This is a genomic window from Rummeliibacillus sp. JY-2-4R, assembly GCF_053847205.1.
In genome coordinates this window covers 3,776,485-3,788,419 of record NZ_CM132623.1, presented here as the reverse complement: position 1 = coordinate 3,788,419, position 11,935 = coordinate 3,776,485, and the positions used below count along the sequence as shown (strand labels likewise).

The following is an 11,935-nucleotide window of genomic DNA, read 5'->3' as shown; positions in this document are numbered from 1 at the left end:
GCCGGTTGTAAAATTGATAAGCGAAAGAAAGAGCTAACGGAAATTTGCTTTCGTTAGCTCTTTCTTTGCTGGAACTATTATTTTTCATTACGTTTTTTATAAATAATTGTGAGTGCAACTAAAACAAGTAAAATAATTTGGCCAATAATTGTTTCGACTGTTGGATAGAAGCCAATAGAAGCCCAAACAGGTAAGCCATTAATAATAGTTGTAGGCAATGAACTAGTAAGTTGTAATAAGTGAGTGCTGACGCCAATAATCTTGAATGCAAGAATGTAAATCAAGATCGTAGCAACTGCAAAGAATTTGTGTAAAGGAATTTTGCCGCTTACACGTAATAAGAAAAATGCTACAACTGCCAATATTACTATTGCAACAACAATTCCTAGAGTAAAATCAGTAGTCGACATTTTAGGTGCAACACCCATATAGAAAATTAAGGTTTCAGCACCTTCACGGAATACAGATAAGAAACTGATGAAGGCCATTGCCCAAACACTTTGTTTTGACATCGCATGGTTCAATTGTTTCGCAATATAAGAATTCCAAGATTTAATATTGGACTTACTGTGTAACCAAATTCCAATACCTATCATCATAGCTGCTGCAATTAACCCTATATAACCTTCCATCATTTCACGACTAGTATTTATAGTAGTAGTTTGGAACAATGTTGACATTAAGACAGCTAACACAGCACTCAAGCCAATACCAACGCCTGCACCAAAATAAATCCATTTAGCCATGTGAGTTTGATCGGATTTCTTTAAGAAAGCTACTAATGCAATGATTATAAGCAAAGCTTCCAAGCCTTCACGAAGAAGGATTAAGGCAGAATCCCAAAATGTATAGTTTTGGTCCGCTTGAACTAGTTGGATTTCTTGTTTTAGATGTTCTAGTTGTGAATTGATATCTTTTACATCAACATGATCTTTCATCAAATCACTTGCAATGATGGGCATATCACTTTCAATCTGTGTATAAAGGCCAGCGTTTTTTGTACGAATATCACCCTCTACATTTGGCCAAGTAGTGATGAATTTCTTAATTGTAGCGGATGCTTCTGTGTACTTGTTGTCATCAATTTGCGATTTTGCATCATCGATTAGGTCGATTAATGACTGTACAGAGTAAGTCCCTTTTGATGATGCCTGTACTTTTTTGTTAGCACCAAAATCTGCAATAGCTTGTTTTAAATCGTTGTATTGAGATTGAATGGTAGTAAAGTTTGGCTTTTCATTTGAGAGCTCTATGCGAATAAATGACATTTGAGTTTCAATTTTACCGTAAGCCGCAATATCATATTGGCGTACAGGAATTTCTTTTTTCTTCCAAAAGGCGTTAAAAGTGTTATATGCAGTTGTTAGTTTTTCTGCATTTCCTTCTTTTATAGCATTTTGTAATTGGTTTAACGCAGGTGTCATCGCCATTGCAAATGCTTTGCGCTCTGCTTTTTCATCAACTGGATTTTCAGCTTTTTCAAGAGCTGTTAGTGCCTTTGAAAGGTTGGTTAATGCAGCTAAACGATCATCCTTTGAGTTTGCTGTAAGTGCGTTTTCCAAAGCTTGGTCAACAACTTTTGCCTCTTTTGAATTCTTGACGTTTGTTTGTTTCCAATCTGCTTCAAATGTTTTGACTGCGTCTTTTGCTTTCTTATCATCACCTTGTTTCGAACTCATAATCGCATCACTAATTGAAATATAGAGACTGCTATAAGATTCTGCAGCAGCTACAGGATGAATTGTCGTAAGTAATACAAGGAATAGGATGATGGCAAATTGACTACAACGTATTAAATAATGCTTCACCTATATAACTTCCTTTTTTTATACCAGGGAAGCAAGCGAAGACGCCGCTGCCTCGATGGGTAGTATATTCATTAAGTTTATCTAATCGTCCAAGGGCATTTTGAATTTTGATAAATTGATCAGGGTCTTTTTGGAATGCTATAAAAACTAATCCAGCATCATAAGTACCTGTAGAATCAATAATTCCTGAAGAATAAGAATAAGAACGACGCATGATTCGAGCTTTTGCTTGTTTTGCTAGAAATACATGAGAGTTCTCAGGCACGATATGATTGCCGTTCTCATCCTTACGTTCGATTTCCATATCATCAAATTCATTTTGTTTACCAAGTGGAGCTCCGCTATCACGGTGACGCCCAAATGTTTTTTCTTGTTCCTTTAGTGAAGTACGATCCCAAGTTTCCAAGTGTAATTGAATACGACGTACAATTAAATAAGTCCCGCCAGTCATCCATGATTTAGATTCGCCTGGTTGTACCCAAACAACCTTATTCATATCTTTTTCACTTGAAGTGATAGGGTTTTCGGTACCATCTTTAAATGCAAATAGATTGCGAGGTGTTTGTTTTTTCCCTTTTTCGATAGGGAATGAATTAAAACCTGCTTGTGACCATTTCATTGTAACTTTTCCTGAAGCTGCTCGTATAAGATTGCGTACAGCATGGAATGCTACTTGCGGATCATCGGCGCAGGCTTGAATGCAAATATCTCCACCTGTATAAGCATCTTCAAGCTGATCTTTTGGAAAATGAGGTAAATCTTTAAGTTCTTTTGGTTTTAATGATGCTAAACCGAGTTCTTTTTTCTCAAATAGTGATGGTCCAACACCAAATGTGATTGTTAAGTTTCGTGCATCTAAACCTTTTGCTTCTCCTGTATCCGTTGGAGGAATCATATCTGTCTTATTTGCACCAATTATTTCACCATTCATCATGCGTAAAGCAAGAGGAGTCCACATTTTAAACAACTCTTGTAACTCGAGTTTTGACTTGACTAAAACATTTAAGGATGCGAAATAGATATTGGTTTGTACATCCGTTGCAATTCCTGCTTGATGCTTACCATAGAAGTTCACCTTGTTTGTAGCAGAAGTGTCATCATCCAGAAGAAGATTTTTACCAAAGGCTTTAAGAACACCTCCCATACCAGAGGCGCCAATTGCTAAACCGGCGGCACCAGCACCTGTTACCTTCAACATTTGTCTGCGGGTAATCTTTTTATCTATTAGTTTTTCATCATTATTTGATTTAGTCATTTTATCATCACTCCACAATAATTCCCATTTGACTTAATGGTTCACCTAATTGGTTTACAGCTTCTGATAATGCTTTCGTATCTTCTTTAGTAAGTTTTGTATATGAAACATAGCCGCCGTCTTTTGTTTCATATTTTGCTAATAAATCATTTACTTTTTTAAACTTTTCAGTTAGATCATTAGTTAGTTGAGGATCCTTGTTTGTAATTTGGTCTTCTAAAATAGTGAAGATTTTTTCAGCGCCTTCTATATTAGCTTTGAAATCGTACAAGTCAGTATGAGAAAAGATTTCTTCTTCCCCAGAGATTTTAGATGTAGATACTTCGTTTAATAAGTCTACGGCACCAGTCATCATAAGATCTGGTGTTACGTCAACAGTTTCTACTCGGGCACGTAATTCTTTTGAATCAGCAAGTAGTTGGTCAGCTATTTTTTCATAACCTTTTGTTGTGTTGTCTTTCCATAAACCATATTCAATTTTATGATAACCGGTCCAATCTTCTTCGCCTTGACCTTCTGCTTTTAGGTCAGCAAGTCGTGCATCAATTCGAGGATCAAGGTCTCCAAAACTTTCTGCAATTGGTTCTGAACGTTCATAATACATACGTGCAGTTGGGTATATTTCTTTCGCCTTTTCGATGTCGCCAGCTTTTACTGCTTTTACGAATTTTTCTGTTTCAATAGTGAATTTGTCTAATTGGCCAATTGCAAATTCCTTGTATGCATCAACTTCTTTTTGCAATTTAGCATTAGATAAGGCATTGTTTGTTGTTTCCTCAGTCTTTGCTTTGGTATCGTCTTTTTTTGCATCATTTGAACTGTTACATCCAGTCATCATGACGCTACCGGCTAACAAAATAGCCATTAATGATTTTGCTTTCATCCATATCCTTCTTTCTAATAACTTTTCATCACGTACTTTTTTACTAATAGTAATGATAATCATTATCAACCTAAAAATCAATAGAAATTGAGAAAGACTTTTAAGTAAATATTGGATACTGAATCCATTATATTTAATAATGTCTCTGATATAAATAGGAGAAAAATATTTCATCCTTCTTATATATGAAAAAAGGGATGTCATCATGCTGGGAAAAGGTGGTTTGATGCTGGAACATGATAGATAGAGGTTGGCAAATTTTAACGAAAGTGATGCAAAGAAATAAAGAGAAAGCATGTCGATCACATAGATAGGACATGCTTTCAATTACCTTTAATCCAGATATTCTTTTAGTTCATTTTCTAAAAACGGCTTTGCTGACAAAAATTCTACGAATGCATTATAACGTGCTTTTTGTACAATTGTAGGTTTTTTACCTGTGAAGTAAGCACGAATTAAGATATTCTTTGGCGTATGCTCCATATCGATAAATTCGAGAAGTTGTGCATCATAGCCTACAAGATTTAAGATTTCAGCACGAATAGAATCAGTTGCAAGTGCTGAAAAACGTTCTTTAATAAGCCCGTGTTGTAGCATCACATCAAGAGGGGATGATTGTATTTGACGATTTAGTTCGTGCTGACAGCAAGGAACGCTTAGGATGACACGAGCTCCCCATTTTACAGCTCTGGCTAAAGCCATATCTGTTGCGACATCACATGCATGAAGCGTAACAACCATATCAACAGCAGTTTCATCATTATAATCATTGATATCCCCAACTAAAAATTCAAGTTGATCATACTCTAAGTCTTTTGCAATTGCGCTACATTCTTCTATAACTTCTTTTTTCAAATCGAGTCCAGTCACAAAAATATCCAAACCTTGTTCAACTTTTAAATAATGATAAAGGGCAAATGTTAAATAAGATTTACCAGATCCAAAATCTAAGATACGAATGGTTCGATCTTTTGGTAAATAGTCGAGTGAATCATGGATGAACTCGATAAATCGGTTAATCTGTTTAAACTTATCATATTTTTGTTTCTTCACTTTACCTTCAGGTGATTGAACACCAAGACGTATTAAGAATGGATAAGGTTTTTCTGGATTCAATAAATAGTTTTTCTTACGGTTGTGTGATAGATCAATTTTTTTCTTTTCCGTTTTTTCCGATTTAAAAAGCACTTTGTTTTTCTTTGATAGTTGGATGTGGATATTTTCCTTTATAAATTCACCTTGGAATTGACGGAACTCATCAAATAATTCGTTTATGATTTTTCCAATTAAAGATAATGGAACGTTTTCGTGTTTCAAAATTCGTTCATATTGATATTCAAATTGAATGTTATAAATACCTTTTAGTTTAATGGGTTTCATCTTTACTCGTTTTAAATCACTAGATTTTGTACGAGGTTGGCTGATTGTTGCTGATACTAATTCTTCCTTTAATAGATGTTCAAGCAAATGTTGTTTCATTTCATTAAAATCCATTAATCGTTTCGCCTACTTTGTCATTTAATCGTTTGCAATAGTGTATCATAATTTTATGAATTTCTTAACGGTGTAGATTTCCTATTCCTATTCCTATTCAGCTTTCTCAATATAAGGTATCACCCAACCCAACCCTTTGTGATGGTGGAAATATGAAACTAAAACTGCGACAATAGTACTTACTACCAATGATAAAATTGTCGGTATTTTCTTCAATACTATGATATCAATGTGTATCAATGAATCATTCCAGCTTCAAACAGTCTGTTTTTGAATACTGCAATTTTATCTAAGTTGTGCACCATCATTGAATATTAAAAATAAAAAAATAGAGCTGGATAAAAAATCTTAGATCCAGCTCTGTAATATTTATTAATTATTGATCTTCTACAATAATGTACGTAGCTTTAATCGGTCCATGTACCCCAACTACAGGAATCATTTCGATATCCGCAGAGTTACTTGGCCCAGTGATGAAATTAATACAAGATGCTACTTGTTCCCCATTTTTTATTTTTTCACGAATGAGTCGTGCTCCTTGTGTCATACGGGGAACAATCGTACTTTTAGGAACTAAGAAAATAGACTTTTCAGGGAGAAAGTTTATAGTTCTTCCTCTGTCTTTATCGCTGAAAACAATTGTTGTTCCTGATTCCGCTAAGGTGATTTCACTGATTGTAATACCAATATTAGCATTTTCCGCTTTGTGGACATTTTGTTCTTTTTCTTTAGCATTCCATACATAAAAGTCTATTCCATGTATTAACCATTCATCCATAAGATTGGATAATCCATATTGTTCGAAGCGTGAATCCTTGGAAGTGATAATGGATTTACCTCCATAATATTGAACAACTTTTTGTAAAGAGTTTGGAAGTTCCTCTGTACTTGTTATGATTACATCGGTATTAATATTTTTACATTGTTCCTTTAGAACGATAACTAAGTCATCTTGAGTAGCACCTTGCAACACTTTATCTTGTGGATGATACTGATAGGTGGGTATTTCAACCTCTGTTTTTCCTTGTCGACCTAATTGTTTAGCAATTTTGTTCAAAAAGGCATCACGATTTTGAATAGTTCCTTGCATCCTTAGTTACCTCCCTTTGGACGATTTTTAAACCAATCTCTGAAACTATCTTTGTTTGGAGCAGGGAAGTCTCTTGATTCTGTCCAAGGTTTAAGCGGCCCTGGACCTTTAGAGATTTTACCACCTTTTGTAAATGGCGATGTAATCGGTGAGGCAAATTTTGTAGCCATTTTATATAGAGAAGGGGAAGATGCACCGAGACCAAATGCCTTCATCAGAATTTTTTCTGAAACAGGTGCTCTACCTTCTTTTTCTACAATATTTTCGCGGTGCTTATGAATGAGCTTGTGAAGCGGGATTTTAACTGGACATGCATCTGTACAAGCGCCGCATAATGTTGAAGCGTAAGGAAGTTCTTTAAAATCATCGTAGCCTCCTAATAAAGGGGAGAGTACAACACCTACAGGGCCAGAATAAATAGAACCATATGTATGTCCACCAACGTGGCGATAGACTGGACATGCATTAACACAAGCGGCACAACGTATACACTGAAGGATTGGTTGGAATTCACCACCTAGAATATCTGATCGACCATTGTCAACGATGACCAAATGGAATTCTTCTGGTCCGTCAGAATCTTCTTGCTCTCTAGGTCCAGTAAGTGTAGTGATATAGCTTGTTAATTTTTGGCCAACTGCGCTTCTTGTTAAAAGACTTACGAGTATTTCCATTTCTTCGAATGTCGGTACAATTCTTTCCATTCCCATTACTGTAATCTGAGTTTTCGGCAAAGATGTAACTAAATCAGCATTTCCTTCATTCGTAACTAATGTAATAGAGCCTGTTTCAGCGATTGCAAAGTTACAACCTGTAATTCCAATATCAGCAGTTAAAAAGTCATTTCGTAATTTTTCTCGTACATAAAGAGCTAGTTCTTCAGGCTTTTCTGTGTTTGAATAACCTTGTTTTTCTTTAAATACATCACGAATTTGTTCTTTGTTCTTATGTAGGGCAGGTACTACGATGTGGGATGGTGGTTCATGATCATCTACTTGTAAAATGTATTCTCCTAAGTCTGTTTCAATTACTTCACATCCCAGTGCTTCTAAACTGGCATTTAAATTGATTTCTTCAGTCACCATAGATTTGGATTTTACGATTTTCTTTGCTTCTTTTTCTTCAGCTACGCTTTTTATATATTCTGTTGCTTCTTCAGGAGTTTGTGCAAAGAAAACGTTACCTCCACGTTTTACAACATTCTCACTTAATTGGTATAGATAGACATCTAAATTTTCAAGAACATGTTGGCGAATTTCTTCTCCATGAGAACGCCATTCCTCCCAGTTACCCAATTCTTCAGCTTGTTTAAGACGACGTGATTGAAAACGTTCTTGAGCACTTGAAACTGCACCACGCATGAATGTATTAGAAAGTTCATTTTCTACACGGCTTTTGAATTTTTCATTACTCGTTTTCATCGCCATATAAGATCCCCTCATTTCTTCATTAGTTGAATATCTACCGACAATTTAAAACCTCTGCGATATGCATGACCTTAACAGGTTTACCAAGTCGCTCCATTCGTCCACCAATGTTCATCAAACAACCGCCATCGGCACCTATTAAAATATCGGCTTCCGTTTCTTCTACAGTTTGAACTTTTTCATCTACCATTTGTTCTGAGATATTGCCCATTTTGACTGAAAAAGTTCCACCAAATCCACAACATCGGTCTTTGCCTGGAAGTTCAGTGTACTCTAAACCATCAACATTACTTAATAATGTTATTGGTGCATCTTTGACTCCTAATAATCTAGTCATATGACACGAAGCATGGTAAGTAGCTTTTCCTTCTAGGTGGGCTCCAACATCTTCCACGTGTAATACGTCTACGATAAATTCAGTGAATTCATAAGTCTTATCAGCAAGTACTTGTGCTTTCGGACCCCAGATAGGATCGTTTTTGAAAATTTCAGTATATTCTTTAAACATAAATGCACATGAACCGGATGGAGATACTACATATTCTGAGTGCTCAAAAGCTGTGATCATTTGTTTCATGGCATTTTTTGACTCTTCTACATAACCACTATTATAAGCTGGTTGACTGCAGCAGATTTGAGATTCAGGTAAATCAATTTCACAACCAAGTCTTTCTAATACTTCAACAACCGCTTTGCCAACATCACCTTGAAACATATCTACTAGACAAGTAGTGAAAAGGCTTACTTTCATTGTCATCTCTCCTTAGCAAATAATATTTTTCTATTTTGGCGATAAGTTTGATGAACTGGTCATCAGATGACTTAAGTAATTATGAATTATAACGCATCTGTTTTTAAAATGCTACATTATTATATTTGTAAGTGTTTACATTCTACTTTATGAATATTTATTAAAAGATGAATAACAAATAAGTATAAGGCTCTTTCAAAGATGATTTAGTTAAGAAGGAGGAGGGGGAGGAACTCCTCCCTTTCAAGAAATCCTATCTTATTCTAAAAATTTTTTAATAGTTCTTTGATTGAACAAATTTGAATTATTTAGGTTCATTGCTTTTTTTTATAATATCTGTTTCTTTAAAATATTTCATTAAGATATTCTCTACATTTTCAAGATGAGATAACATAGCTTGTTTTGCTTTTGTTTCATCTTGTTCTACGATAGCATCATAAATCTTCATATGCTGATGATATAATTTTTTCCATGTAGTTTGCTTCGAATATAACCATATTTTTCTAGTTTCCTTCATCGTTTCGAACATAAGCCCAGATACTTGATCTAAGAAAATAGAAAGTAACGGATTATGGGATGCTAAGGATATAGCAGTATGAAATTCAAAATCAATCTTTTCCCCTAATTCTCCATTAAGGGGTGATAATTTCATTTCCTCCAAAATTTCCTGCATTTTAGTTAAATCTTCTATTGTTCGATTTCTAGCTGCAGAAGTTACTGTCCCTACTTCAATAATCTTTCGCACCTCTAAGAGGTTGGATATATCCTCTTTATTCATAAGGATAGCAGTTGATAAGGGAAATACCATTTCGTTTGCATCAAATGATTTAACAAAAGTACCTTCTCCTTGTTTGATATCAATTAATCCCATTGCTTTAAGGGCAGATAGTGCTTCTCTTACTGCAGAGCGACTTACTTGGAAGTTTTCAGAAAGTTGCTGTACAGAATCAAGACGATCACCGGGTTGTAAGATGCCCGTTCGAATCATTTCGTGTAAAGCTTCAGCAACTTCTTCGTATATTTTTTTTGCTTTAATCTTTTTATATTGCAAAATGTATTCACCTCATAGACACTAGAAACAATGTTATTGCTATATTATACATGATGTTTCTCTCCAGGGCGTTAAAATAACTGGAAATGAAATTGACGAAATATATTGAAAATATAAAAATTAAACAATATAATCTTATCATAAAGTCATCTGATGACCTAATAACTGTATTTATAAGAATATAGTTATTGGAGTAATTTCTATTAGGGGTATAGAAAAATTTCGAGATAATCTAGGGGGGTAAGAAATGACATTCACTCAAAATTTCACAGTAGTTGGAGGAAGCTTGGGATGGTCAGCACTAATCGCTGTTATTCCAATACTGTACTTTTTCTGGGCATTAGTAATTAAAAAAATGAAAGGGCATATGGCCGGAATAACGACATTACTAGTTTCTCTGATATTATCTGTAATCGCTTTCAAAGTGCCGGTTGGAGCAGCGATCATGTCTGCTACACAAGGTACTGTGTACGGGTTAGTACCAATTGGTTGGATTATTATCACATCAGTGTTTCTTTATAATTTAACTGTGAAAACAGGATACTTTAATATAATACGTCATTCGGTGTTATCAATTACGGAAGATCGTAGAATTCAGGCATTACTAGTTGCATTTTCATTTGGTGCATTTTTGGAAGGCGCAGCAGGATTTGGAGCACCAGTTGCTATTTCTGCAGCGTTATTAGTAGGGCTTGGATTTAATCCATTATACGCAGCAGGACTTTGCTTAATCGCTAACACTGCACCAGTTGCATTTGGTGCAATCGGTGTTCCTATTACTGCAATGGAAGGGCCAACGGGAATTGCAGCAACTGAAATTTCAAAAGTTGTTGGCCGCCAATTACCATTAATATCAGTATTTATTCCATTTTTCTTAGTTATTATTATGGCTGGATTTAAGAAAGCTGTAGAAGTATTGCCAGCAGTTCTTGTCTCGGGTATATCTTTTGCTCTAACACAGTTCTTATCTTCTAATTTTTTGGGGCCTGAGTTACCTGACGTTCTTTCTGCTTTAGTATCATTGGTAGCGCTTGCGGTATTTATGAAATTCTGGCAACCCAAAACGGTTTTTCGCTTTAGAACTGAGCAGGAAACAGCTGCAACGGTAGTAACAGTGGGACGTGGAACGGAAGAGGAAACCTATACGGGGGGACAGATATTAAAAGCTTGGTCACCATTTATTATACTTACTGCATTTATCTCTATTTGGGGCATTCCAATTATTAAACTGGCATTGACAGGTCATTACGAAGGGTCAAATGTTATTTTAAAAGGTGTAAATGCATTAGGACATGCACTTACATTTATGCCTGAAGTTCCTTTTTTACACAACAAAGTAATTAGTGGAACAACTCATGAACCAATTGCAGCGGTGTACAAGTTAGAAATTTTAGGAGCGGCAGGTACTGCAATTCTCCTAGCAGGAGTTGCAACGAAATTTTTACTTAAAGTATCTTGGAACAAATGGATTGCAACTTTCGGTGAGACAGTCAATGAAATCAAATATCCTTTAATTACTATTTGTTCGGTAGTTGCCTTTGCATACGTAGAAAATGTTGCAGGTATGACAACGACGTTAGGATTATTACTGGCAAAAACAGGAGTATTATTCCCATTCTTCTCTCCAGTATTAGGTTGGTTAGGTGTGTTTATCACAGGATCGGATACATCCTCCAATGTATTGTTCGCAAAACTTCAACAAGTTACTGCTGGCTCTGTTGGCATGGACCCAATCTTATCGCTTGCTGCTAACTCATCAGGTGGAGTAACAGGTAAAATGATTTCACCTCAATCCATTGCAGTAGCGACAGCGGCAGTAGGCTTAGCTGGAAAAGAATCAGAGTTACTTCGTTTTACATTAAAGTATAGTATTTTCCTATTATTACTTATCTGTATCATTAATTTCTTACAAAGCAATGTGTTATCATGGATGCTTCCATAGGGATTAGTTAAAAGGTGTTATCTATAAGTTAAAAGACTTATAGATAACACCTTTTATTTTAATGATTTAGGATATTAAATTTATTAAATGAGTAAATTTCATAAATCTAAGTCTTACAGTTTCTAGACATCTGGGACACTATTTAGTATCCAAATACATTCCGTTTTTTACCTTTTTATCATTTAACAGTTGGCAATAGTGATCTAAATTTATGTTTTTCTTAAAATACGTAGA

The 11,935-nt window shown here is 35.2% G+C and carries 9 protein-coding genes; 1 reads left to right on the top strand and 8 read right to left on the bottom strand.

Annotated features, from left to right (window positions below; all coding sequences use genetic code 11):
- Positions 1-77: 77 nt before the first annotated feature.
- The 8 genes from ACWV26_RS18570 to ACWV26_RS18535 all read right to left on the bottom strand — a co-directional run bounded on the left by ACWV26_RS18570 (position 78) and on the right by ACWV26_RS18535 (position 9,759).
- On the bottom strand, positions 78-1,808 hold the full coding sequence (locus tag ACWV26_RS18570; protein WP_455896148.1) for an FTR1 family iron permease: 1,731 nt from the start codon (positions 1,806-1,808) through the stop codon (positions 78-80).
- Positions 1,783-3,063, bottom strand: coding sequence for an iron uptake transporter deferrochelatase/peroxidase subunit (efeB, locus tag ACWV26_RS18565; RefSeq protein WP_455896147.1), 1,281 nt, complete (start codon positions 3,061-3,063; stop codon positions 1,783-1,785). Before efeB ends, ACWV26_RS18570 begins: the two co-directional genes overlap by 26 nt.
- A 7-nt stretch (positions 3,064-3,070) precedes the next feature.
- A complete protein-coding gene (gene efeO / locus ACWV26_RS18560; RefSeq protein ID WP_455898300.1) occupies positions 3,071-3,946 on the bottom strand; it encodes an iron uptake system protein EfeO in 876 nt (291 codons plus the stop codon).
- A gap of 333 nt (positions 3,947-4,279) precedes the next feature.
- Positions 4,280-5,440, bottom strand: a complete 1,161-nt coding sequence (locus ACWV26_RS18555; RefSeq protein ID WP_455896146.1) for a class I SAM-dependent methyltransferase — start codon at positions 5,438-5,440, stop codon at positions 4,280-4,282.
- 376 nt (positions 5,441-5,816) lie between these two features.
- On the bottom strand, positions 5,817-6,530 hold the full coding sequence (locus ACWV26_RS18550) for a LutC/YkgG family protein (RefSeq protein ID WP_455896145.1): 714 nt from the start codon (positions 6,528-6,530) through the stop codon (positions 5,817-5,819).
- 2 nt (positions 6,531-6,532) lie between these two features.
- The gene (locus tag ACWV26_RS18545) at positions 6,533-7,957 is read right to left on the bottom strand and encodes a LutB/LldF family L-lactate oxidation iron-sulfur protein (RefSeq protein ID WP_455896144.1); all 1,425 of its coding nucleotides are present in this window, start codon (positions 7,955-7,957) and stop codon (positions 6,533-6,535) included.
- A 34-nt stretch (positions 7,958-7,991) separates the two neighbouring features.
- Positions 7,992-8,708 carry a (Fe-S)-binding protein gene (locus ACWV26_RS18540; RefSeq protein WP_455896143.1) on the bottom strand — a complete coding sequence of 239 codons (717 nt, stop codon included), beginning with the start codon at positions 8,706-8,708 and terminating at the stop codon, positions 7,992-7,994.
- Between the two features lie 304 nt (positions 8,709-9,012).
- Entirely contained in the window at positions 9,013-9,759 is a 747-nt protein-coding gene (locus tag ACWV26_RS18535) for a FadR/GntR family transcriptional regulator (RefSeq protein WP_455896142.1), read from the bottom strand.
- Positions 9,760-10,006: 247 nt separating this feature from the next.
- Here ACWV26_RS18535 and ACWV26_RS18530 point away from each other — a divergent pair, with 247 nt between their 5' ends.
- Positions 10,007-11,701 carry an L-lactate permease gene (locus ACWV26_RS18530; protein WP_455896141.1) on the top strand — a complete coding sequence of 565 codons (1,695 nt, stop codon included), beginning with the start codon at positions 10,007-10,009 and terminating at the stop codon, positions 11,699-11,701.
- Positions 11,702-11,935 lie beyond the last annotated feature (234 nt).